The following is a 25127-nucleotide window of genomic DNA, read 5'->3' as shown; positions in this document are numbered from 1 at the left end:
ATTTAGTAGAGGAGGTTATAGAGTTTGTCCATTAGAACTCAATTGTTAAAAGGAATCCTAGATGGCTGCATATTGGGCATTATAGAAGAACAGCCAGTCTATGGATATGAATTATCAAAAAAGTTACTAAAAGCTGGATTGCCTAAGATAAGTAAAGGAACCATATATCCAGTACTACTCAGATTACAGAAAAACGGATTTATTCGCAGTGAGACAATGACAGCTGCATCAGGGCATAACAGAAAGTACTATTATTTAACAGACAATGGTAAAAATGAATTTGAAAGCATCGCAAAAGAGTGGAGAGTAGTTGCAGTTTCGTTTAGTAATTTATTATTAAAAAGAAAAAGTAGTGTGATCCATAATGATACAAATTAATGAAATAACTTATTAAAGAGCTGATTATGAACAATCATTTTTTTAGAGCACAGTAAAAGGCGGGAAAATATTGTTACTCAATTGGATCAAATGGAAATTAAAAATCAGATGGGAAAATCAAATAAACCATATTCTCTTTTTTAAAAATAAACAGGTGAACAATAAATGGATTTGGATTGTTATATGGAGTTTCATTAACTTTTTTACCCTTTTAGGAGGAAGTTACTTCCTTTTTAAATCAACTATCCTAAATGAACGATTAATTATAAATGAGCAACCATCCAGTATCATTTCAACTCTAGCTATGCGCTTCCTCTTTACCCTAAGGGAAGATTATCATCTGCTATGGTCAATACTATTCTTTATCATATTCATACATGCTATTGTTGCCGGTATTGCGTCTTCTAAATGGCAGCTGCAGTCTATTGATAGAGATTGGTTAATTATTAATCTAAAGATTAGTGCGCAAAAATCAAATATTTATATTTATTTGGAAACTTTAATATGGGATTCGCGAAATTTCCTAATAACCTATGTGCCGATTATGCTATCAATTGGGCATTTGTTAAGTCTAAAACCAATAAAGATAATCCTCATATCTTTAATTGCATTTTTGTGTTTCCTGCTACTTGGAATAATGAGCTCCATTTTTCATAACCGATATATAAACTTACAAAAAAAGAGAGTAAATTCTTTATTTCGAATTGTTACAAGTATTCTTATAAGATCATTTCTATTAGTTACAGCATTAGAGTTGAGCAAATCATTAATGCCTTGGATTAAAGACTTTCCATTAACATCAAATAATATAGAGATTGAAGAATATTATGAATGGATGCAACTTGGCATCACATCTCTAGGACAGTTATTTGGACCGCTAGAATATGTGATTTCTTTTCACATTTTGCCAAATAGCATTTTAGCAAATTACGCAATTGGAGACCTAGAGTTTCATGATTTACTCATTTTTTGTTTATTAATTCTTATTGCAGGCGGACTATCAGTTTTTTTAGCCTTTGATAACTCTAAACCTTCTAATAAAAATTACTCACTTTCTTTTTATGAAAAGTGGATTATCTCTTTAAGTGGAATGATAAAAACAAAACCATATATTACATTTTTAATTAAAAGCGATTTACGCACAGACTATTTTTTTAATAGATTTCCGATAATTTTTGGACCTTTCTCTTTCTGGATTCAGGTTGGGATATACACTAGTTTCATCCAAATATTTGAGCCAGCAGATAAGATGTATCATCTTATTTTATCCTTTTATTTCTACTTTTTTGTATATTTTTATGTGTCTACAATGTTCTCGAATTTAAACGGAATGTACTCTTTAGATAGTATTGGAAATCGTATCATATTACATCTGATCTCCAAAAATAATGTTTGGTCTATATTTCTATACAAGATTCGACTATTTTTAATCACTACACTGCCGTTATTTATTGTGTGTGACATTGTTTTTATGATTATTAATCGAATTCCCAGCAAGATTGCGATCATTATCGTTATCAATCATATGCTATTTTATTTGCTATTAAGCACTGTTTTATTTTTACCATCAGTTATATGTCCGCATTATAACTTTTTGAATCTTGAACAACTTGAAGATTATCCAGATCAAAAAACTATACGGAACTCTATAAAGTACTTAACAGTTGGTGTATTTATTCCGTGTTTAATGTTACCAGCAGCGTTGTTAATGTCAGATTACATAAGTATCTCTCAATATCTAATAGTAAATGTTTTTGGAACTATAGCCTTATTTTTTATACTTTTAGGATCTATTATTGCGCTTATAAAATCTAAATTAATAAACTATAAGAGTTTAGATGATTTTTCTTTATAGGAGGGGATAAATTGGAAAATATTTTAGAGGTTAAAAACGTAAATAAAATAATTGAAGGAAAAGAGATATTAAAGAATCTTAGTTTTTCATTACCAAAGAATAAAATTGTTGCATTTTTAGGACCGAATGGGGCAGGAAAAACGACCACACTTAAAATAGGGGCAGGTCTTTTAAAACAAGATTCAGGAGAAATACTAATTCTAGCAAATAAAGATTCACTCCATAAGACATCTCATCCAGTTATGTTTATACCTGATTACCCTTTATTATATGAAGAATTAACAGGCTTTGAATATATAGAAATGATGATTAGTCTTTTTGAAATCAAACTGAAAAATCCTTATGAAGACCTTGCTCTATATGATATGGATAATGAATTACCAAAAAAAATAAAGAATTTTTCTTTAGGAAACAAAAAAAAGATTGCCTTATTTACTACTCTTTTAAGTAAACCATCCTTATTATTGCTAGATGAATTTATATCAGGTATTGACCCATTAAATATGAAGATAATTAAGACTATACTAAGAGATTATGCTAATAGAGGAAATGCAGTACTTTTATCTACACATCAATTAGAAGTGGCTCAGCATTTTTGTGACACTCTTATCTTGATTAAAAATGGTGAAATCCTAGAGGAAAACATGTCAATTACCTCGGTAACCGACAAATATTCTACATTAGAAGATTATTTTTTATCCACATTAAGACTAACGGAGGAAGATTATGAATAAGAAGCTGTACATTATAGGAGCGTTAGTATTTTCTATATTTGCTGTTATTCCACTAGTTTTTTCATTGTATATGGGACATATTAAAGATGCTACTATTATCACTTGTATTCTTATTGCAGTGTTGGCATTTTTAACTGTTGAATATAAAAATTTAAAGAATAAGAAGGGAAAATAGCCCAGTAGAATAGATTAGTTTTAAGTTATCTATTTATCCTAAATTCCAATTAAATCAATCATATACCAGCATTTCCCTCACCACGGACTCCAAATAGTGGTCGAGTGGAATGCTGTAAATTTATTTTGTATTCTTAAGATATTAGTATTAAGCTATTCATTTCCAGCTATTACAACTTCTATTTCGCAATTCCTCAGCCTCTTTCCTCCACTTGGTTTTGGGATTTCTACTCTTCTTACTGGTTGGGGCTTGTATTTTCCTTCTTTTATGAGATTAATTAAGTCTGTTCCTTTTTCTATTAAGTAAAGGCGAGTAGCTTCAATATCTTTCGCATCGACTCCTGCTGCTCATTTATTTCTATTAACCTTCTTAAAAGCTTGGTTCAGATTTTCCTCGTCCATAATTTGTTCAATAATTGTCCGTTGTGATTTCATATTGTTCCCATGTTCTCAAGGTTACACGAGGTGAACTCCACACTTTATGGATGAATCCTGTTTTCCGAACATTCTTCCTGTCATAAAGTCATAAGTTGGCTGTGTCTTTGTTTCCCCGTAAATCGCTCTAACGTGGTCGCTCCTTTCATTCCGTCCTTCCCAATCCTGAGGATTGGTACTATGACATCTGCTGACTTCTCTTAGTTCAGTTACTTATCGCTAAGCAAGTTCTTAAATTAAGGTATCTAAGAGATCTCCCAGGGTAAGTTCATACACTTTCCCCTCATCCATCTGCACATTTATTCCTGCACCATCTGGGGATATTTAGGACTTCGTTTTGTTTAGCAAACTCGTCCTGGAACAGAAACCTCGAATGTGATTCGTGTACCTCAGACCGAGGGTTTGCCTAGAGCTTCCTTTAGATTCCAAGTCACATGGACACCCTTGCTTTCGGCTAATGGTTCGCATATCCCAACGCCCATAACGGACTTTCACCGTCTAGTTGATGAACATGCCTGGCACACTAAAAACGGAACTTCCCATTTTGGGAGAAGTTCCGTTTTTGCTTTTATACTATCAGCTTGTTTGACTAACCTGCCCCGTTTGTTCCACAAGATAAATCAACTATTATGGCAAAAGGCTGCAATAATGCAGCCTTCAGCTTGTTGACAAAAGGAATTTAGGAAATGTAAATGGAATTATTATGCATTGATTGGAGTGAAAGGGGTGAGACTCCCTCGAGGAAAGTTGATATACCAACGTTTACAGCGTTATTTTTTTAGTCCAATATTTTTTTAGGAAAACTCTTTGAATCATATTTTAACTAACTATTCCATTAATTATAATATTTGGTAAGTAAGTGGACGCGACGCTAGAGCCAATAGGGATTTATTGACAAATATACACTATTAGATGCATCCGGTATCTCTACTCTTCTTATGAGGACGTACCCTCCCATGTCTCTTAGCGTCGCGCGCTTACATTCCTTCGTTTGGTCTCATCATAAGGCAGAGGCTGGTATCATGCTCCTGTATGGACTCTAAGTCGTAAGTCTCTCTAAAAGCCAGCTTTCCTGTCATCTTTTTGAATATAACCGTCTTATAGATTTTTATTTGGGTTGGAGGATAGAGAGATCTTGTCTCATTCGCTCCTTATCAAACAGTACTTCTTGCTGACAAAGTCCATGAAAAATTTTTAACATTTTATTACATAGAACGACTAATGCTTCTTTCTTCTTCAAAGGGTTTTCTTTTCTAGAGATATAATACTGATATAAATCATAAAAGGTTTCATTATTTCTAATCAAAGGCAAGACAGCACGATAGAGAAGGGCTCGCAGCTTTCTTCTCCCTCTTTTGGAGATTCGCTTTTGTCCAATCATCTTTCCAGAAGAGTTCTCTCGTAAGGTTAATCCCGCTAATTTAATAAGTTGGCGTGGATGTTTATAATGCTTGAGAGAACCCACTTCTGCTAGTAAATCTATAACGGTAGTTTCCCCAATGCCAGGGATTGATAATAAATAATGATATTCCGCTTGTTGCTCTGCTAGTGTCTTTAAACTTTCATTTACCTGTTCTAATTGCTTTGTCAGAAGTTCGTATTGAGTAATTAAAGAGTAAATTTCTATACGAGCCATATTGGAGCCTTCTGTTAATCCAATAGATTGTACCGCCACTCTCTTTAGTTGTGCTATTTTAGGTCTTGCTGGATACTTTAGTTTTTCCTTTTCCAAGTATAAAAGGACTAACTCCTCGATTTCTTTTTCCATTAAGTCTACTGGTAAAGGGGTATGTTTTAATATGGCACATGCATTCAGCCCTAAATCTTTAAATGCTACTTTAAATTCAGGAAAGTAACGATCCGTCCAGCGAATGATACGATTTTTCACTTTCGAAATGTCCTTTTTCAGATTCCACCGAATAGAGGAACCTTCTCTAAGCTCTGCTTCTATTCCTTCTATTTGACGAGGATCACTAAAGTATCCATTGGTTATTAGTTTAGCAATGACTCTCGCATCCTTCTTATCATTCTTCGTTTGTAAGTTATCATCCAACTCCTTGGAACGATTCACATGTAGAGGATTGACCATGACAAAACGAATATCATTTTGGGTAAGAAAAGCAGCTAAATTCATCCAATAGTGCCCAGTAGGCTCGAATCCAATCAATAAATCATCCTTTTGATGAATGGCCTTTAGATTTTGAAGCTTGAGATAAAATTGATGAAAACCATGATGAGACTGGTGGATAGAAAAAGAGGTACTTAACTCAACCCCTCGATCGTCCACCGCACATGCATAGTGTGTATTTTTAGCAATGTCAATTCCAATGATTAAAGTGGAAGTAGACACTTGATTTAAACGGTGATTACGGGTATTATTCATAATAGATTCTCCTTCTGACGCTGTGTTGATTGGTCTCAATATAAGCATCATAAAGGAGGATCTTTTTTTGTGCAATACCACAGAAACTAATCCCACAGGAATGCTCCTGTGGGATCTGCGAGACAGTCTGAGACCCTGCAGGCCTTTAGGCCGAAGCGGCTCAGCGCGAGCCCCACGGAAAGCGAACCCCTGCAACGGAAATCAACTCTTATTTAAAAGAATGTATATTTATAAACTAAGACAAACTCCTAATTACCGAATTAGGAGTTTGTCGACAGTCTGAAGGCTGCAATAATGCAGCCTTTTAAATTATTTTGTTAGAAAATCTGTTACCACATCACGGAATATATCTGCCGCCTCATAATGAGGAGTGTGACCGCAATTTTCTATAAAATAAATTTCACCTTGTTGTATATCATTTATATAAGTTTCAATTTGAATTGGGCAAGTAACAACATCATACTGACCTAAAATTAAAAGACAAGGCAACCTGATATCTTTTAATAATGGTAAGGCTGATTCAAATATCTTCCCCTCATCTCTAAGTCGGTTAAAATGAATTTCGGATTTATCATAGAATATATCCCACTGTTCATCGGAATACATACTAGTATCAGTTGGATTATTAAAGTTATGAGTATATATATGCATCCTTTTTTCTTCTAGAAATTCACTAAGTTCCATATAGCCTTCTACAAGTTCTTTTGTAGTACAGGAGGAGTCATTAGAAAGTTTTAGACACCTATATCGACTTTCAGACATCTTATATTTTTTAAATAAACTGGCTGTTTTTTCGAGAAGTGCCTTAGCCGTATATTTAAAGTCAAATGTTGGTCCTTCAAAGATTACTTTATCTATGGAGTTGGGATACCGAAAAGCATATAGCACAGCTAGATAACCACCAAAAGAATGCCCTATTATAGACCATTTCTTAATTCCCAGGCAACGGCGAAGTTCCTCACAATCTTCGACTAAATTATCAAGACCAAAGGGTTCATTCTCGCTAATACCTTCAGACCTACAAACGCCTCTTTGATCAAATGCAATCAATCGAAAGTTCTGACCCAATCTATTTGTTTGATGATAAGTAAAGTCGAAACAACTTTCTCCAGGGCCTCCGTGTAAATATAGTATTGCTTTATCAGAGTTTGTATCGTTGACTTCCACGTACAGCTTTTTTCCATTAATCTCAATGAATTGCCCATTCTTCATTAATATCTCCTCCTCATCTTTTAATGAATAGAAACTCAAATTCATATATAGGAGGAGGTCTTGCGAATAGACAAAAAATTAAGGGTTAATGAAATGGTTTGATACAGTATCTCATATAATAGTTCCTCCAAATAAAGTTTTTTATTATATTCGATGTGATTTGAAAAAATCCTTCTTCCGCTAACCTGCCCCGTTTCTTCCATAGGCTAGTTTCAAGGAATGCTTCCATAGTTCCTGAAGATGCAAAGCATTACTATAACTCCATTTTATTTAACTCGAAACTTAATCTTTAAAAATTTCGGGAATACTTAAGTGGGATGAGTTCACTAATTGCAGTTTTAATTAACTCGCCATTTATTTCTAGAAGGACAAAACATTCTGGTGCATAGTCAGAAATCAGCTCCCTACACATACCACAAGGACTTACTACCTTTATACGTCTATCTACTTCATCAGAATAGGGATGTCTGACTGCAACGATTGTATCAAAATCCTTTTGTCCATTTGATATAGCACTACCGATTGCAATAGCTTCCGCACAAACCGTCACTCGTCCAATATACGCTTCAATGTGTACTGCCGAAATAATCTCCCCTGTTTTCGTACGAATGGCAGCTCCCACATGATGTTTATCGTCTTCATAAAGCATTGTTATCTTCTGTGTTGCTACTTCTACTAATTCTATATCTTCTTTAGTTGTGTTAAATATTTTCATATGGACTCCTCTTACATTAGTTGAATTTATGCATTTAGTTATCTTCATTTATTATTCAGAATTTTAATGTCCTTGTTACAATGTCTTGTTGCACTATCCTGCACCTGATTGTGACATACAACATTTATTCTTGCAATATGGCTCTGATAAAAAAATAAAGAACTGCAATTTTCCCTGCAGTTCTTTCAGAAATATTTCTTATATAATTCTCGTCTTAATTGTCCACTTAGATAAGCGTAAATCCTTGTTGTTTCACTTTTCTCATGCCCCATCAAGTTTTGAATAACTTCTAATGGTGCTCCATTATTAATTAAGGTGGTTGCATAACTATGCCTTAATTGGTGCGGATGTATACACTTACTAATTTTTGCTCTTAACGAAATCTGTTTAATGACATATCTCATTTGTGCAACACCCATTCGGTGTGGGGCACGGAGAGTAACAAATAAAGCCTACTCATTATCTTTTCTTTCCTCTAGATATCTCTTTAGCCAAATGCTACTTCTTGTATTAAAATATACTTCTCTTTCCTTCTTCCCTTTTCCATATACAACAACCGACTGTTCAGAAAAGTTAATAGCACTTTTATCCAAGTTCATGATTTCACCTATTCTACACCCAGTCGAATACATAAACTCAAATAAGGCTTTTTCAAAAGTAGTTATACAGGCTTCCCGTAATAACTCTATTTCCTCTTCCGTTAAGAATTTTGGAATCTTACTCTCTAATTTCGGTTCTTTAATGGCTTGTGCTGGATTAAAAGTTATATATTTTTCTTCTTGTGCCCATTTAAATAAAGACTTAATAAAACGGATTCGATGGCATAAACTAGATGCTTTCAATTTACTAGCTACTTCCCCTAAATACCATTTTATTGATTCTCTTGTAATATCTTCTAGCAGAATATCTCCTAAATTATTTATTAATAGGATGGATTGTACCTTATATGCTTTTAATGTCTGTGATGAATAACCTTGAATTTGTTTATCGGCTTTATATAAATGCCAAGCTTCAGATAATATCATCTACGAATCTTCCTAACTTTTTAGGAACATTATTAACTAGTAATATATAAAATATACTTCTTTTAAGATTTTCTATGTAAGAAATGCCCCCGTTAACCCATAACGCATTAACTTTTAAACTCCATAAAGTGACTTGAATTTGGATAAAGATTTCCCCTTGTAAATCCGATAGAAGAATAAAATCTATCAGCTTGTTCGGTATCTGTATAAAGAACCAAAATTTTATAATGTCTTTTCGCTTCTTCTATTATCCTTTTTACCAAAAGACTTCCTATACCATTTCGCCTATATTCTTTATAGACATAAAACCTTCTCAGTCTACCGATATTTTGAGCACCTGAAAATGGGTCTTTATTTAACCCACCAATAGCAACAAGTAAACCTTCTTCATTAAAAACCCCAAATAAGCCTTCACCAAGATGGTTGAAAGTATTATTGCCATTTTGATATTCATTTAATAATCTTTCTACAAAACAAAACCCATCTTCTTTGCTTTGTTTTACTAAGCTAACCAAATCAAAATTCAACAGATTGTTAATGTACTTTACCTCAAACTTCTCCATACTCATCCTCCCTCTAGTTTATATAGTTCCTGCCCCGTTAGTGCCCGAATAGATAAAAAAGCATTCCTCCATCTTGGATTAATGCCCCCGTTAGTGAAAGAACCATTGATGTTTTTAAGGTTCTTGAAATCCGTATATAGCGACGAAAGAAAGAATTCCAAAGCAAATAATCATCAATGAATTTATTAAAACTAAAGTTTTTCGTGTCGTTCCTTTTGCACTGAAAAAAGCACTTATGACACCAAAAACATTTATAAGGATAGGTGTAAACAAACTTATTCCAAATAAATAATCAAAAAAGCCAATTTCCCAACCTTGCGAGAGATGCATAAGCATAATAAGTGTAAATAAGAAACAACTAACCGATAGAACTGCAAATAATTTTTTCATATAATCTAATCCCCTTATTTTATGACTGCCCCATTACTTAATATTTTCATCAAAAGGGGCATTAACCCCTCTTGGATTAACGCACCCGATAATTGAATATAAATTAAGACAACTAAACGTTCTTCTTTTTAAAGAAGTTAGAAATAAGGAGTAGAATTATCCCTATTATGATTGATGGTAAGGAAAAAGGATAGAAATCTTCTGGAATATCTTCTCTCAACACACCTATACTTTCGTTAAACATGAATCCAAGCATAAAAAATAGAAATCCTAACCAAGCAATTACCTTGCCCAATATAGTATATTTTTTCGTCATAATGTTTAATCACCATCCATTTCATTTCAACTAAATTACCAGTTTACTCCACTAACCTGCCCCTTTAATACAATAACTTCTACGAAAAATAGCGTTAATCCTTCTTGAATTAACGCTCCCGATAGTTTAAGTACAATATTTCACAAACTTTTTTAAAGTCCCCCATTGCTGAATATTTGAAAAGCCCTCTTAGTTATGATATCTCCCTTGACAAACCAAAAAATTATTAATTTTCCATGCAATAATACATAATTGATAAAAAAATACCAGATACTTGTTATAGAATATAAAATTAATCTTAAAAAGGAATTGATTATATGGATAATAAAAAGGCTGCAAAGTTAACTGCGGGTGAGTTAGCACACTGTTGGGAACAGTTCATGAATAATAGTATGTCAAATGTTGTTTTGGAGTATCTTACCCTAACATCAGAACTAGAAGAAGTTAAATCTCTTTGTAGTGAGGCGGTTTCTATTTCTAAATCTGCTGTACAATTTTTTGAATCTGTTCTACGAAGTGAAAACTATCCAATCCCTAAAGGCTTTAACATTAAAGATGATTTAAACCCAAATGCCCCTAAGATGTATACGGATGTTTTTATACTATTTTATTTAAATAATATGTCTAAAATTGGAATGTCCTTAACAAGTATGGCACTATCCGATTCAGTAAGGGAGGATATCCGCAATTTTTTCCATGAACAATTAAAAAACGTTTCAAATTTATTTGAACGTACAACAACTATTCTATTAGAAAAGGGAGTATTTGTAAGACCTCCTTCAATTACCTCCACTCATGAAACAAACCCAATTGCAGATAAAGGATTTTTGGGTAACTTCTTTAATGATAATCGAGAATTAACGGCAAGAGAAGCAAATGAGCTACACAAAAATGTTTTTATGAATTATATTGGTAAAAACTTATTAATTGGATTTATACAATCTACATCTAATCAGCAATTAATGAGTTTATTGCAACATGGAAAAGAATTATCTTTAAATATTATAGACAAATTAGGTGATATTTTAGTTCAAAATGATTTGCCTATTTCAATGACTTGGGATACGAATGTTTTGGATGGTAAAACATCTCCTTTTTCAGATAAATTAATATCTTATCTATTAGACCAACTTAATCGTGATGGTATCGCCAGTTATGGATATAGTGCAGCAGTAAGTATCCGAAAAGATTTAAAAACTACATATGCAAAGATAATTGCAGATGTGTATCAATATGAAGAAAATATAAAAACCTTTATGATAAAAAATGAGTGGATGGAGAAACCTCCTGTTGCACTAAATAGAGATAAGCTTGCTCAAGACTAAAAAAAAAATAAAGCTACCAAAGTACGGTAGCTTTTTTGTTTTTCAAAGGAGTATTCCAAATCTCCTTTAAGAAATGGTGAGTGTACTAGATATATGAAAGCCATTATTCCACTAACCTGCCACGTTTCTACAATAAGGATTTCAACAGAAGCGGGCATTAATCCATCAACATCATCTTTCTATTGACTTTAAATCAATTTAAATAAATCTCTTTAGATATTCCCCAAATATTTTGTTCATAACTTTTGGTGTGTTTTCTAAATATACATTAATTTGTTCAATGTTTGATTCGAATTTATTACAGTTTCTTTCATCTGTTGGGAAATCAGATATTCCTTTAATGATAATGCATTCAACATCATTCTTCTTACAAATATAAGCAATAGCACCCGCTTCTGTATCTGCTATTGTTATTTTGTTTTCTTTTAGTTCTAAATAGTCCTTCCACATAACTACTGCTTTATCAGCGGTGGCAATTGTTCCAGTATAAAAATCATTTCCGTATTTCGATAGATCAATATCGACTATGAAGGATTGTTTAATAAGAGGTTCAATTTCTTTTACTGTACAATCATATTGAACGGCTTTATCAGGTATAAAAATATCCAAATTACTGAATTTATCATCTATTCCTGCACACGTTCCAGCAACGATTACTTTAGTTAAGTTAAATTTAGAAATCATATACTGATTTCCACCGACACCATTTACTTTTCTTACACCTGTGCTATAAAAAACAAGTTCAGTATCATTTATTGTTGTTGTAAAATACTCGCCATAAGGATAACCGAAACATTCGTTATCTTCTATGCTAAAGTATTCTAATGTCGCTTCATATTCCCACTTTGTTGCAATGCTTATTCCTATCATTGACTTATCACCCTACAAATTTAAATTGTCACTATTGAATTCATATAAACGGTCTGAATCTTCTTTACTATGTTTATGTTCATCGTTAATTCGTTATTAATATGTAAATATCCTTCTTCCGCTAACCTGCCCCTATAGCGACAAAAGAAGCATCTTATTTATTATAGGAATGTAGCACGATCTTTCTAAAGAATTTTTCATTAGGTTTTATTGATAAATGTTAAAAACACCACTAGAGCAAAAATAATAAACTTAGGGAAACACTATTTAGGGCTTGCTACTCAAGATTTATTCTAAGAATGGTTTAATTAATTTTTGAATTTCATCGTCATCCAACCTCTCGTACATTTCTTCTAAGAACTCTCCAACCGGTAATAACTCCACTGGAAAATCCTTATATAGCTCTTTAGAAACATGCTTTAAAACTTTATAGTACTCTTCAGCTAGTTGATATAAATCATTCTCTTTGGTATCCCTTTCTGGTAGTAACCTATTAAATATATATAACCTTTCAATAGTCATCTCATAGTTATTTAGCAGGGCAGTTATTGGGTTTGGAATTGAAAGTGTTTTTATTTCAGTCATGTATATCCTCCTTCGCATATATCTACATAATTTCTAAAAAGCGAAATTTTCATTATAAATCTGATTTACTAGCCATATGGATTACATCATCTTCTGTTAAATTTAGTAAGTTCATTCAAATATTCACCAAAAAATATGTAAATCCTTCTTTCACTAAACTGCCCCGTTAGCCCCATAACAAAAAAGGAACGCCGCAGCGAATCCTCTTGTGCTCAGCACTCGTTAGTTGAACAATCAGCTGACCACCTTATTTTCAAATATTAACTTTATAATTTAGTGTAAGTTCATCACCTGGTAATCCCCTAATTCCCCAATTATGTTTAGGGGTTTCATATATGGTGATTTCCACATCCTGAGAGGTTATGTTTAACTCGTTTTTAATTCGTTTGAACAGTAAATTAATCAACTTCTTCTTACTTTCTACTGTCCTACCTTCAAATATACTTATTTCAATTATGGTATAATTCTCTGTTCTTCCGTCCGCAAATAAAAAATCATCTTTATCCATAGGAAAGAAGCGATGAAACCTCTTTTCTGATGGATACTGAAATGCATCCATAACACAAGAATGTATTACCTCAGATAATTGTTTTTTAATTGGGTTTAAACTTTCTTTAAGACCAAACACTCTAATTTGTGCCATTCTCGATTCATCCTTCCTTATCTACTCTAAACTCATCTGACTTAATTAAAAGATATTCAATAAACTTTATAAAAATCCTTCTTTAACTATCCTGACCCTTTAATACCTTAATAGATAAAAGTTCATTCATCCATCTTGAATCAATGCAACAGTTAGCTAAAGAACTAGTGTATTATCTTATCTCTTTAAAGTCCCTATCCAAACATCACCCTTGTCGAGACTATATTGCAGGAAACTCCCATCTTCATCTTTAATTCTTACGGCATCATATGCTTTTCCCTTAATTCTTGATACTTCTTTTTCGGTTAAAGCACCTTCTTCTAACCATTCATTTAAGTCATTTTCATCGTAATAATCACTCTCTATATGCAAATCCCATTCAAATTGTTCTAACTTGTCTCTCAAAGAGTGAAATTTATCAAATGGAAACTCCTTATTTTCTTGCCTTCTTTTGAAGGTTTTATCATAAAAATCAAGACAATTTCTATATGCGACAACAATTTGTGAATTAATAAAATGAGGGTCATAAAGCCAGAGTTTCAAATAAAAGTCTTCCTCTTCTTTTTTCATTTTTTGATGCCACTCTAGGTAAACTTCGATCATTGCATCAAGTAAAAGGCTTTTATACCAATTAGGAGGGTTTCTCCGTTCTAATTTATAAAAAGGATGAATCCATAATTTTTCGTATTGTCTTTGATAATTCCTTAAGTAGTCCATATCTAAATTGATTGCATTTTGCTTCCATCTTTCGATTTTTCTTTTATGTCTTTTCCAACCTCGTATTTTCTTCTTTTTTGAAAAATAAAACACTTGTACACTTCCTTTATTGATTTATATAACTCAATGATACCTTATCTTCTTGTTTAACTAACCTCCCTCAATAAAAAATGCGATACCCCTGTCCTATATTAAGACAGGGGTCATAAAGTTGTTGTTAAATTGTTTAGAAAAAACACATTATTGGATAATATATCCTATCATAAAGTTACTCCTGCATTATCTGAATAAGGTTGCCGCATGTATCGTCGAAGACAGCTATTGTTACTTCGCCCATTTTTGTCGGCTCCATTGTAAACTTTACGCCGTTTTCCAGTAATCGTTCGTACTCTTTACGAATATCTGCCACGCCAAACATTGTTACCGGGATGCCTTCGGTAAACAGTTTCTTTTGATACTCTTTAGCTGCTGGATGGTTATTAGGTTCGAGCAAAAGCTCGGTACCTTCTTTGTCTTCGGGAGAAACAAGCGTTATCCACCTATATTCTCCTGCTGGAACGTCATGCTTTTTTACAAAGCCCAAGGTTTCTGAATAAAACTTCAGTGCCTTGTCTTGATCTTGTACGAATATACTGGTAACAATGATTTTCATATTTCTTTGCCTCCTTTGATATTGAAATGTATGTTGCTCTAGTCTCATTAACTATTTGTTTATATTATACTATTAAGAGCGAATAATAAAGTCAGCTCAATTTTCGGGAGAAGCAATGGTTCTCTCTACAATAAACCTGACCCTATAGTTACATAAAAAATATTCATTCGGCAGTTAGTGTACACTTGTAGATTCCTTCTTTTGCTCCGCTTCTTACATTAGATATTAATAAATGTAATATAGCAGCCAATCACCTGCAGACATTTGACGCAAAAGTGATTGCTGCCATACCGTGACACAGCTTTGCACTCCCGCCTTCTATGGCTACATTTTTATGAGAAGCGGATTCAACACCAATCCAATATCTGCTATTCTGACTTGTTAGATCCGCCATGCCCCAATCCCCTACTCCTCAAATGCTAAACTCGTTTTCAACCGATCTAGTTGTAAGAAATGATGTCTGTAATGCATTACAATCAACAAAAACCACTCCTGTGCGTTTAATGCACCAAATCCCGGATGAAGCATCTTATTACTTACGACCGATTGATGTAAAATTGACTCCATATTCCTCATCCGTTCTACAACCCTATGAAGCCCATCTACCAGATACTCCATGCTCTCGGGTGGTTGCGGAGTATAATTCGGCGAAGCAGGGACCTTAATACGAACGGCAGGAAATTGTTCTAATTTAAACACTGCCTTCCCCTGCTCCGTTTTTTCCATCGCTGGATTCAATGTCGATTCGCTGCCATCTAAACATTGCTCGGCATTATGCAGATGAATAAACGCTGATTGAATTAAATGTACATACATCTGTCCAATGGACCAATCTTCCTCGTTCAACTTTCTATTTAATTTCTCCATATTGAGTTTTTTTAGTTCTGCCAAATATTTTTCGACTGTAAATTCAAATGACTTCAAAACTTCCTTTGTACTACTCATCCTTCTAGCAACTCCTCATTATTTTGATATATTCATAGTATAAAAAAACACTACTGACAAGTGTATGTCAGTAGTGTTCTAAAATTTTTCTCGCTACTTCTCGAACCTTGTGACGCAAAGATTTCGGTTCAATCACCTCGATATCTCCGCCAAAGCCAAGTAAAAAATGCAATATTTCCTCCGGATATCGAACACGAAATTGAAAGATAACCTCCTTCTCCCGCTCCTCAATGGTATCAATATAAAAATTAACTGCCTCTATAATCTTGTCGGCAATTTCTGTGGTTGCCCTGATTAAGATTTTTTCATCTCGATTGTCAGGTGGCCGATAGCTGCTTAGATCAAAATTATTTGGCAAAAGAAATCGTTCCTCCAACACAGAAAGTTCGGTCATCCGTGACAAGCGAAAATGACGTATATCTTGTCTCAAATCACAGTGTGCGATTAATATCCAATTTCCATGAACTAGTGTTAATCCATATGGAGAAACCTTACGCTTATTTTTCCGCTTCCCATCCGTTCCTGGCATATTTTTGATATACACAAAACTGATTTTGCATTGTTTCAATATTGCGTCACGAACTTGATTAAGATAAGTTCTTACCCTATCTTCAGTTGATGGTTCACCTACATGAAGCAGTCGCATGGTTTCCCGAACAAGTGTTGATTGGTTGCGGACTGATTCCGATAAAGTAGCCTCGATTTTTCTTTTAGCAGTCTTAGCATAAATACCGTAATCAGTATCCAACCTTTGTTCAATAAAATCAGCTCCCATGAGCAGAGATACTGCCTCTTCTGCTGTAAAACTAACCGGGGGCAGAAAATATCCTTCCATTAAGGAATAACCCAGACCAGGAGCGCCTAAAATCGGAACCCCAGCCTCACTTAGTGCTTGAATGTCCCTATATATCGTACGGACACTTGTCTCAAATTGAGAAGCTAAGTCTTCTGCCCTCAGCGTTTTGCTTCGCTGTAATTCAAGCGTGATTGCAAGCTGCCGCTCAGTTTTATTCATTTTTTCTGTCCTCCACAGTTTATCTTTCAAAATATATTAATGATCCGTCATAGTTGAATAGCAGCATGCAGATCTCTAAGAGAGGATCATCTTCGCAATGTATACGCGCTAAATGCTTCGATTTGTTGCCTCGTAACGATTCTAAAATTCGCTATCCAACTAAAAATTCCCCATAGCAACTCTCGGGTTTCCATCCATGTTCACCAATTCTTAATCTAACAAATATTCTTCAGCAGAATTAATCATCTCTTACCTCAATTTGCAGATTTATTTCTTATAATATCATAAAAAATTTTGTACTAAATGCCCCCGTTAGTCCAATAAAGAAAAATGATACAGCTTACATTAACACAAAAGCGTTGTTGAACTGAGATCAACAACGCTCCTCGTTTTAATATCCCCCTAATTCTTTTCTATTTGGGGCATGTGGTGGTTCCTCCATCCATCCCCTGTCCATTAAAATATCAGCCCCATCCTTTCCAAACTTCAAAATTTCAGGAATCAATTTCAAATATTCAGTAGACAGGTCAATTCGTGATGTGATAGATAATGCATGCCCAATATAGGTCAACCCTTGTGTATTAAGCGTGTTTACAAGGTTCATAATTAACTTTTCCGAAAATGGAGATATAGTAGAAGTTGAAACTTCGGTATTAATCATGATAGTGCCAATTAAATCATCTTTAATTAAGGCATCATTCAGAAAGCGTATTTGTTTTTTAGCTAACTCTTTTCCTTTAATTAAATAATTTTTTATCTCTTTATCTTTTACAACTTGAATAAAACCTGTGAGTAAGATTAAACCAAAATAGTTCCTTTCAATGTTAAAAAACATTTCAGAAATTTCAAGTACATTTAGTGGCCGTTTTGGTTCAATAAATTTAGACAGTAGGCCTTCTTTAGTAACAAACTCGACTGAATCAGGATATGGAATCATTGTTGGTCTATCATATATTCCTTTAGATAGCATCAGATCAACTGATTTATTATAAAGGTCTAATGAAGAAGTCAAACAATTAGAGAAAAAAGTTCTAATATCTTCTCTTGCAACATTAGAAAGCTGAATACTATAGTTCATTAAACCTATCCGACTCATACCATAGATATAGCTTACTGAAAATAAATCAAAAAACAAAGGTGGTGCTGTGAGGTCAAGATCATCATCTGAAAATCCCTTTGGAATAGGGAAGCCTTCACTTTTAAATATGCTTTCTATTTCTTCTATATGTTTATTAGATATATCTAAAGTTAGTTGAATTAGAGGGTTAACATCTGTGTAGTTCGAATGATGTAAGAAATGCTTTGTAAGACAGATAGACAAGCTATCAGATATATAAGTTCCCCATAAACCTGCAATTTCAGTTGATGATAAGCCTACTGAATGTTTTGGCTCCATTGAAAATCTCCTTTTCAATAAAATTTTTTCTAATTTAAGTATGCTCAGTTCAAAGCTATATATACCGTGAGATCGAGTTGCCATAACATCATTCCTGTTCTGCCAACTATACACTTCTTTCAAATAGTAAGCATTAATCATGTAAATGAGCTGAATAATAACATTATATCTACTGATTTAAAGATCGTTTCTTTCTGCCGCATGTAAAAGATAACAACCCTCACAGTTAACAAAAGTTTATGGAAATCCATCCCTTTAAAAATATGGTTTCGGCCCTCTGCCTAACTGTCTATGCTTAAAGATAACTTTACTCCTCCAAGCCCCTCTATATGGATACCACGAACAATTGCATAATTTGTTCAACATTTTCTTGAGTACTCCGTCTTTATATAGTGAACTGACTTTCAGAATTAATAAACTGGAATAAAGAGACTCTAAAATAAGCGATGGAAACTAGGTGCCTAGAATGGAAAGAACCAACTCAATCTCGAGTTGGATTATATAATAATGCAGATAGCGCAAAAACTGTTCAAATGATAATCGATACAATAAAAAAAGAGAGAAAATGGTCGGGAAATACATGTGAAAAGAGGTTTTTTATTAACTCGCTAGAAGCTCTGGAATCCCGGTATAGCCACGAGCTTTCAAAACCATAAAAAGATGCTTTCCTTCATTCAGGAAAGCATCTTTTAGCACAATAATAAAAGTGTTTTTAATCAAAGATTTTTAATTAAGCCTCTGTTAAAGCTTAATGTTGATATTAATAGAAATAACGGAAGTTCCATAAAAATGGAACTTCTATTTTATTGTCTTATTGAACTAACGCACCCAATCGTTGAATAACCTAACTACCATCTTTCTCTAATTTCTTTTATGACAACTTCTGGATTATCCCAATGTAACATATGAGAAATATTAGGTACTAAATTTACAGTTGCTCCTGTTTTTTGTGCAAAGATGCCTGAAGTTATATCCCTATACGTATCTTGTGACTTAGGAAGGGTTGCACGGAGTAATAAGATATTTAAGTTATTAGGGAGTTTTTCATAGATATCCTCCGCTTCATCTTTGTACATACCTTTAATAATGTTACCAGCCGTTTTTCCCCTTGCGTGCCAATAATACTTTCCATCCTTAACAAGAGCTAAATCCTTTGCCGCAGTCATTAATAGTGGAGTTCTTCTGGAGTCACCAAAGACAGCCACATCCAAAAACTTTTCCCAAGTCCCTACATACTCTTCAAAATCCTTTTCGTAATACTCAATTTCTTCTTCTATTGAAGTAGAATTTCTTCTTTTAGTCTGGTAGCCACCGTCAATTAGAATTGTCCCCAGCACTTTCTTAGGATAATTAAGTATATAGAATAAAGAAACAAAACTTCCCCAAGAATGAGATAAAAAATAAAACTTTTCAATTTTTAAGATTCCGATAATATTTTCCAACCATTTTGCTAATGCGGGCATTTCATACCTTTCTACACGATTAAACCCATCTGTTTTACCGTGACCAGGAGCATCTATACTAAAAATTCTATAATCATTCTTTATTTCTTCTGCGATTTCAATAAAACTTAGGCTTGTACTTCCTAATCCGTGTAAGCAAAAAATTACAGGTTTATTTTCACTACCCCATTCTGTTATGTGTACATTGATTTCCCCGTCATTAATTATGTACCTTTTCAATTTTTATTTTTCCTCTCATATCTTTATTTTCTTCTTCAATAAAACTGCTCCATAGTTGAATAAAGAAAAGCCCTTTATACAGTAAACTTAGATAATCTAAGTTTATCATATGTTTCTGCATTTGGAATTTAATTCCCTTTTACTATTATATCGTTCTTAGTGACTTCATTTTGCTGATGATGATTGCTCTCTAACAATTGAAACCACCAAGATAGTTGTTCAGATACGTGGTCGCCACGCCGTTAAAAAGCTGTATCCAACCTTTCACCTTTCAGTCTTCGGTGGTAGTTGTGGACGTTCTGGATGTGATATAGACCCTTGGTGTAGGTATTAATTACACTGTATCTACTTTACAAGGCAACTCTTTAGAAGTTGATTTGTCACTATTAATAAAAAAGGGAATAAAAAACAGTGGGTAAATCATTAAATACAAATTTACTGCCCACCAGCTTATATCAAACTCTAAACTAAATCCCCAAAATGCAATAGCCTGCAAACCCGAACAAAAGGTCAGCACTAATGAAATTAAGGCATACGGCTTCCATTTTGCACTTGTTTTCTTATATAAGTATAAGCTATAGAGCCCTGTTGCTGAGATGAAAATATCTAAAGGAAAAAACGACCAGTTCCAAGCAATAATAATGGGATTATCATAATCCTTAAAGGCCCATTCTATAGGAATAAGACTGAAATATGTAATAATCCAATATATGATAAAGCCTATATCGGTGACGAGAAAAAAAGGCTTTAAATATTTCATTAACAAAATCCTTTCTTATTTAAATATTTCTTTACTGCTGAAATAAGACCAAATGTAGTCACAGTTACAATAAACAATTATAAGAGTTCATTCCTACAGGTAATAGAAGTAAAATAGGATAAAATTTGAATAACTAGTATAACTACTCGCTCATCTGAGACTTGTGATCAGATGCTTCACTATGATCGACAGTAAAGTTAAGAGTTACAACGCCGATAATAATAAGAAAAATCGCAGTTATTTTCACAAGACTTAAACTCTCATTAAAATAATATACTCCAATAATTGAAATAATTAGGATTCCTATACCTGACCAGATTGCATAAGCCACAGAGATTTCGATCGTCTTTAATGCCAACGTTAAAAATACTAAACTGTTTAGATAGAAGAATATTAATAAAATACTTGGTAATAACTTTGTTAAGCCTTCAGATAATTTCATACTTGTTGTACCAGCAACCTCAAATACTATTGCCAAACATAAATATAGCCAAGAAATATTAATCACCTTCCTTATATTTCGAAATGCCATTCAACAATATATCCATAACTGCTTCTAATTTTTCTTTAATTGTTAATGAGCTTTGCGAAACATAAATTTGATTTATAGCACCTAGATACAACTCAATAAAGATATCTAGATTAATATCTCGAAGGTTTCCTTGTTTTATCCCTTGCTTCATCAAAGTAAGAACAGTTGACCATTCTTCTCTTAGGAAAATATCTAATTTCTCCCATTGTTGAAAATGGTGCTTTTTTAAATCGGACAATAAGCGAATATCCATAATCCCGAACTCTTCAGGAGTACTACAAAGGATAAGTTTAATCTTATCTAACACATTTGTATTCTCATCCATAACAATCTCTTGTTCATTTTGCTTTATACTATGAATAAGTTTTTCGATAATCTCGTCAACAATCTGATCTTTTGAAGAAAAGTATTGATAAATTGTTCGTTTGCTTGTTCCTAAATTAGCAGCTAACTCACTCACTGTAAAACTAAATCCTTTTACTTGAATCAATCTAATTGTTTCATCAATAATTCTATTATGCAAAAACAGACCTCCTACCAATACGAATGAAACTCATTCGGTTTTATTGGTACCAGTATAGTATAATATCTAAAATTGCACAATAGTTTTATAAAATGTAATAATGACAAATACTCGAACTCTATTTCCGGAATGAGAGGCGCTGCATTATTTAGTCAAATAAATAAACAAGAACTTCTACTTATGAATGATTCTGAGCCAGCGTCTTCATAGAACAATTTCAATCGTACAATCCACCTTCAGTTAAAACCTATCTTAATAGCTAATCAAATTTGATCATTAAAAGAAACCATCAAATATTAGATGGTCCCTTGTTCATATTTGCAATTATTATCCCTTGAATATATAAAGAACAGTTATTTATCATGTACGGATTTCTTTATTTGTTAATAAAGAAATACCTTAAAAAATACTAATTATCTCATCATATTAAGTGAATGATTATCTTTAAACGCACCTCTCCCTTTATTTAACTCTTGAAAGGCTTTCTATTAAGTAGTTTAAAAGTAATTGTTTGGAAGAAGTCATGTTATCATACCTCAAATTTCTCATAATACCTATCTTAATATCTGAATTGTTAATCTCTACATCTAATTTTTTACAGTTGTCGGGAATAGGCATGGAAGAGACAATTACGCCTATTGCTCCATCTATTGATATAATAAACTGTGGGATTATCGATAATTGGCTAATTGTATAGCAAAAGGGCTTTTTAGAAATAGTTAGTAATTCTTTTTCTAACTTTAACTGATAAATGCAGTTCTTTCCTCCTGTAACAATTGGATAATCGCACAGCTCTTCTAAGCTGTACATTCTACTTTTATTAGCGAAAGGGTGTATATTGGAGACTATAAATGCTAGCTTCTCTTCATATAAAGATTCAAATGTATATGGAAACTGTCCAGCAATTTCTGCACATATGGCAAAGTCTATTTCATTTTTCTCCAGAGCTGCTGCTAAAGAATTTGTATTTCCTACAACAAAGTTGCAAACGATTTTAGGCTTTTCCCTACTAAATCGAGCTAGAATACTTGGTACTATATTCGTTATTGAGTCAATAATCCCTATATTAATAGTTCCAACTTCTTCTTTTTGTATTGCCTTTGCCTGCTCCGTAACAAACTTCCAATGGTTGATAAGATCATCAACTTCTTCCGCAAATATTTTCCCAGCAGGTGTTAACTCAGCCTCCCATCCTCTATAAAAAAGGCTAATTCCCAATTCCTTTTCTAATCTTTGAATTTGATTCGTAATTGTTGATTGTGCATAATGCAGTGATTCTGCAGCTTTTGAAAATGTCCCTTGTCTTAGTATCGTTTGAAAAGTAATTAGTTCTTTTAAATCCATTATCTTCCCTCTTTATCGAAATTATCGAATTATGTTATTCAATTAATTCAATTATATAGATCAAGAGTTATAAACTACAATGATATTAATAAGATAGAGGAGGATATAATATGCCATTTATTAAAATTAGTTATCTTGAAGAGCAATATAATAAGAAGGAATTACAATTTATTAGTACACAAATAATGAATTCTCTAATCAAAGAATTTAATGTCCCATATGATTATTTTTTTCAAGTATTTGATTCACACAAAAAAGAACAGTTCCATTTCAATTCCCACTATTTAATCAATGCCAAAAGAACTAAAAAACTTTTGTATATTCAAATTACATGCGGAATAGGCAGAACTATTGAGCAAAAGAGGAATCTATACCATACACTAACTGATAATCTTAGTGAAAAAAATATTGTAACTAAAGAAAATGTTTTTATCATTCTTAATGAGACTCCATTGGAAAATTGGTCATTTGGTATGGGAGAAGCACAGATGGTTACTAATTGGAACGCTGCTACTACCATAATAAAAGAAAATCATTTATCTAAGAAAGAAATAAAATCAAATATTAGAAATACGCTAGGAGATTTAGCTCCTGCATTTGTAGACTATACTGAAAGTGTGCTTTTCGGTGATTTATGGAAGAGAAAAAACTTATCGATGCGAGATAGAAGTCTAATTACGCTTTCTTCCTTAATTACAGCAGGTAACATAGAACAATTACCATTTCACATCAATTTAGCGATGGAAAATAAAATCAAAGAAGATGAAATAATCGAGTTAATTACGCACCTTGCCTTCTATACTGGTTGGCCTAAGTCAACTTCTGCACTGGATGCAGCAAAAAAAGTATTTTCATCATAATCTGTATTGGCTAAAAGTGTGTTGAGCATAGTTCAACACACTTTTATTGTAAACATTCTATTTATAAAAAAAAGCCATACTTATTTTATCTATTTTGCTAGATTGATTATTTGTAAGATTCTCCATTGGAAATTATAATCCTGCTACCAATTAGCTCTTATCAATAACGTAACTTAATAGTTTTTTTTATAGCTAAAGTTCCCCATTCTTTTCCTATGTATCCAAAGATATTTTCATTTTGTATAACATAATCGAAGATGCATGATTAGCAGTTAATCTCCCCTATAAACATTCGTTAGCTTAATAGTTTTTGAACCTTATCAGCAATATAATCTCTTAATGAGACAAGTTCGTCTTTCTCAAAAGTATTAGTACCATTTCCATTATTATAAGAATCGACGACTTTACGAATGATGGTCCTTACATCCTTAGGGAAAGTTTTAAGCCCCCAATTACCAGCTTCTTGCTTCGAGGAAACGACTCCTTCTTTAAGATACCAAAATACTCTTATTAAATTTAACGAACAATAAATGGGGTCTTTTTCGATATTTTCCAAACAATCGTAATAGTCACCTAGTATGGACGATATATAATCTGCGCTTGGAACTAAAGGAAATACTTCCTTTATAGGTTTACCTTCTACACAGATGCCTCTTTGATAAGTAATCGTTAAATGAGCTGCTAAATCGGCATCTGAATGAATGTCACTATTTAGATACTGATAGGTACCATTTAACAAATCTCTTTCGAAGCGTTCTCTCCAAAACTCACTATAATGGAAGTCAAATGCAGATGGATGCTGCCAATGCCGTAATTGATCCGTATTTAGAAAACTTATTTCAATGGGATATGGAGAATTGGAATAACCTAATAAGAACCGCGCTAATTTTCTTTTATCTTCTACTTCTAATGATTGATGCGTAATAACCAAAGCATCCACATCGCTGCTTTTAGGATTAAATCCTCCCATAGCCAAAGAACCATGTATATAAAAACCAATGTAATTGTCTTTTATAATTTCCTTCATACTTTTATTTAGATGAAAGACAAAATCCTTCACTTCTGAAGAACATGTTTTCCAAACATCCCCCATCTTTC

At 33.1% G+C, this 25127-nt stretch carries 26 protein-coding genes and 2 pseudogenes; 6 read left to right on the top strand and 22 right to left on the bottom strand.

Annotated features, from left to right (window positions below; translation table 11 throughout):
- The first annotated feature begins 24 nt into the window (after nucleotides 1-24).
- The 4 genes from MHH96_RS11220 to MHH96_RS11205 all read left to right on the top strand — a co-directional run bounded on the left by MHH96_RS11220 (nucleotide 25) and on the right by MHH96_RS11205 (nucleotide 3142).
- Complete coding sequence (locus MHH96_RS11220) at nucleotides 25-378, top strand: PadR family transcriptional regulator (RefSeq protein WP_341117310.1); 354 nt, start codon at nucleotides 25-27, stop codon at nucleotides 376-378.
- Nucleotides 379-448: 70 nt separating this feature from the next.
- The gene (locus tag MHH96_RS11215) at nucleotides 449-2233 is read left to right on the top strand and encodes a hypothetical protein (RefSeq protein WP_047945005.1); all 1785 of its coding nucleotides are present in this window, start codon (nucleotides 449-451) and stop codon (nucleotides 2231-2233) included.
- A gap of 11 nt (nucleotides 2234-2244) precedes the next feature.
- Nucleotides 2245-2967, top strand: coding sequence for an ATP-binding cassette domain-containing protein (locus MHH96_RS11210; RefSeq protein ID WP_053215823.1), 723 nt, complete (start codon nucleotides 2245-2247; stop codon nucleotides 2965-2967).
- Nucleotides 2960-3142: a hypothetical protein gene (locus tag MHH96_RS11205; protein ID WP_047945004.1), complete on the top strand. Its 183-nt coding sequence runs from the start codon at nucleotides 2960-2962 to the stop codon at nucleotides 3140-3142. The genes MHH96_RS11210 and MHH96_RS11205 overlap by 8 nt, the downstream gene beginning before the upstream one ends.
- A gap of 1542 nt (nucleotides 3143-4684) precedes the next feature.
- On the opposite strand, the gene MHH96_RS11200 is transcribed toward MHH96_RS11205, so the two are convergent.
- From MHH96_RS11200 to MHH96_RS11175, 6 genes and pseudogenes are all read right to left on the bottom strand, one after another.
- A complete protein-coding gene (locus MHH96_RS11200; protein ID WP_047945042.1) occupies nucleotides 4685-5959 on the bottom strand; it encodes an IS110 family transposase in 1275 nt (424 codons plus the stop codon).
- 309 nt (nucleotides 5960-6268) lie between these two features.
- Complete coding sequence (locus MHH96_RS11195; RefSeq protein ID WP_047945072.1) at nucleotides 6269-7171, bottom strand: alpha/beta fold hydrolase; 903 nt, start codon at nucleotides 7169-7171, stop codon at nucleotides 6269-6271.
- A gap of 289 nt (nucleotides 7172-7460) precedes the next feature.
- Nucleotides 7461-7886 carry a cytidine deaminase gene (locus MHH96_RS11190; RefSeq protein WP_341117307.1) on the bottom strand — a complete coding sequence of 142 codons (426 nt, stop codon included), beginning with the start codon at nucleotides 7884-7886 and terminating at the stop codon, nucleotides 7461-7463.
- A gap of 185 nt (nucleotides 7887-8071) precedes the next feature.
- A pseudogene (locus MHH96_RS11185) lies at nucleotides 8072-8911 on the bottom strand (tyrosine-type recombinase/integrase).
- Between the two features lie 107 nt (nucleotides 8912-9018).
- Nucleotides 9019-9474 (bottom strand): GNAT family N-acetyltransferase, encoded by a 456-nt coding sequence (locus tag MHH96_RS11180; RefSeq protein WP_047945070.1) that lies wholly within the window; start codon nucleotides 9472-9474, stop codon nucleotides 9019-9021.
- 114 nt (nucleotides 9475-9588) lie between these two features.
- Nucleotides 9589-9864: a hypothetical protein gene (locus tag MHH96_RS11175; protein ID WP_144545349.1), complete on the bottom strand. Its 276-nt coding sequence runs from the start codon at nucleotides 9862-9864 to the stop codon at nucleotides 9589-9591.
- Nucleotides 9865-10497: 633 nt separating this feature from the next.
- On the opposite strand from MHH96_RS11175, the gene MHH96_RS11170 reads away from it, so the two are divergent.
- On the top strand, nucleotides 10498-11505 hold the full coding sequence (locus MHH96_RS11170) for a DUF3231 family protein (RefSeq protein WP_047945067.1): 1008 nt from the start codon (nucleotides 10498-10500) through the stop codon (nucleotides 11503-11505).
- Between the two features lie 198 nt (nucleotides 11506-11703).
- On the opposite strand, the gene MHH96_RS11165 is transcribed toward MHH96_RS11170, so the two are convergent.
- The 15 genes and pseudogenes from MHH96_RS11165 to MHH96_RS11095 form a co-directional block, all read right to left on the bottom strand.
- Nucleotides 11704-12375 (bottom strand): 5'-methylthioadenosine/S-adenosylhomocysteine nucleosidase family protein, encoded by a 672-nt coding sequence (locus tag MHH96_RS11165; RefSeq protein ID WP_047944985.1) that lies wholly within the window; start codon nucleotides 12373-12375, stop codon nucleotides 11704-11706.
- Nucleotides 12376-12663: 288 nt separating this feature from the next.
- Nucleotides 12664-12960 carry a hypothetical protein gene (locus tag MHH96_RS11160; RefSeq protein WP_144546712.1) on the bottom strand — a complete coding sequence of 99 codons (297 nt, stop codon included), beginning with the start codon at nucleotides 12958-12960 and terminating at the stop codon, nucleotides 12664-12666.
- 253 nt (nucleotides 12961-13213) lie between these two features.
- Nucleotides 13214-13603, bottom strand: coding sequence for a tautomerase family protein (locus tag MHH96_RS11155; protein WP_047942725.1), 390 nt, complete (start codon nucleotides 13601-13603; stop codon nucleotides 13214-13216).
- 177 nt (nucleotides 13604-13780) lie between these two features.
- The gene (locus tag MHH96_RS11150; protein ID WP_412759328.1) at nucleotides 13781-14356 is read right to left on the bottom strand and encodes a hypothetical protein; all 576 of its coding nucleotides are present in this window, start codon (nucleotides 14354-14356) and stop codon (nucleotides 13781-13783) included.
- Nucleotides 14357-14588: 232 nt separating this feature from the next.
- Entirely contained in the window at nucleotides 14589-14972 is a 384-nt protein-coding gene (locus MHH96_RS11145; protein WP_047942727.1) for a VOC family protein, read from the bottom strand.
- A gap of 250 nt (nucleotides 14973-15222) precedes the next feature.
- The gene (locus tag MHH96_RS11140) at nucleotides 15223-15366 is read right to left on the bottom strand and encodes a hypothetical protein (protein WP_235973255.1); all 144 of its coding nucleotides are present in this window, start codon (nucleotides 15364-15366) and stop codon (nucleotides 15223-15225) included.
- 11 nt (nucleotides 15367-15377) lie between these two features.
- The gene (locus tag MHH96_RS11135; RefSeq protein WP_047942728.1) at nucleotides 15378-15917 is read right to left on the bottom strand and encodes a DinB family protein; all 540 of its coding nucleotides are present in this window, start codon (nucleotides 15915-15917) and stop codon (nucleotides 15378-15380) included.
- A 67-nt stretch (nucleotides 15918-15984) separates the two neighbouring features.
- Nucleotides 15985-16932 carry a helix-turn-helix transcriptional regulator gene (locus MHH96_RS11130; protein WP_047942729.1) on the bottom strand — a complete coding sequence of 316 codons (948 nt, stop codon included), beginning with the start codon at nucleotides 16930-16932 and terminating at the stop codon, nucleotides 15985-15987.
- Nucleotides 16933-17323: 391 nt separating this feature from the next.
- The gene (locus tag MHH96_RS11125) at nucleotides 17324-18328 is read right to left on the bottom strand and encodes a DUF3231 family protein (RefSeq protein ID WP_144546714.1); all 1005 of its coding nucleotides are present in this window, start codon (nucleotides 18326-18328) and stop codon (nucleotides 17324-17326) included.
- A gap of 848 nt (nucleotides 18329-19176) precedes the next feature.
- A complete protein-coding gene (locus tag MHH96_RS11120; RefSeq protein ID WP_047942733.1) occupies nucleotides 19177-20010 on the bottom strand; it encodes an alpha/beta fold hydrolase in 834 nt (277 codons plus the stop codon).
- Between the two features lie 128 nt (nucleotides 20011-20138).
- Nucleotides 20139-20333, bottom strand: a pseudogene (locus MHH96_RS11115) (IS1595 family transposase); the annotation flags it as partial.
- Nucleotides 20334-20344: 11 nt separating this feature from the next.
- Entirely contained in the window at nucleotides 20345-20770 is a 426-nt protein-coding gene (locus MHH96_RS11110) for a YvaD family protein (RefSeq protein WP_047942734.1), read from the bottom strand.
- A 142-nt stretch (nucleotides 20771-20912) separates the two neighbouring features.
- Nucleotides 20913-21269, bottom strand: a complete 357-nt coding sequence (locus tag MHH96_RS11105) for a DMT family transporter (RefSeq protein ID WP_047942879.1) — start codon at nucleotides 21267-21269, stop codon at nucleotides 20913-20915.
- 1 nt (nucleotide 21270) lies between these two features.
- Nucleotides 21271-21825 (bottom strand): TetR/AcrR family transcriptional regulator, encoded by a 555-nt coding sequence (locus tag MHH96_RS11100; protein ID WP_047942735.1) that lies wholly within the window; start codon nucleotides 21823-21825, stop codon nucleotides 21271-21273.
- 462 nt (nucleotides 21826-22287) lie between these two features.
- Nucleotides 22288-23169, bottom strand: coding sequence for a LysR family transcriptional regulator (locus MHH96_RS11095; RefSeq protein ID WP_047942737.1), 882 nt, complete (start codon nucleotides 23167-23169; stop codon nucleotides 22288-22290).
- Between the two features lie 110 nt (nucleotides 23170-23279).
- On the opposite strand from MHH96_RS11095, the gene MHH96_RS11090 reads away from it, so the two are divergent.
- Nucleotides 23280-24029, top strand: a complete 750-nt coding sequence (locus MHH96_RS11090; protein WP_328283652.1) for a tautomerase family protein — start codon at nucleotides 23280-23282, stop codon at nucleotides 24027-24029.
- Nucleotides 24030-24324: 295 nt separating this feature from the next.
- On the opposite strand, the gene MHH96_RS11085 is transcribed toward MHH96_RS11090, so the two are convergent.
- Nucleotides 24325-25122, bottom strand: a complete 798-nt coding sequence (locus tag MHH96_RS11085; protein WP_144546718.1) for an aminoglycoside adenylyltransferase domain-containing protein — start codon at nucleotides 25120-25122, stop codon at nucleotides 24325-24327.
- Nucleotides 25123-25127: the final 5 nt, after the last annotated feature.

The organism is Niallia sp. FSL K6-0212, assembly GCF_038007605.1.
Lineage (GTDB): Bacteria > Bacillota > Bacilli > Bacillales > Cytobacillaceae > Niallia > Niallia circulans.
Note: the sequence above shows the minus strand (reverse complement) of the source record. Positions and strands in the feature narration are given on the sequence as shown.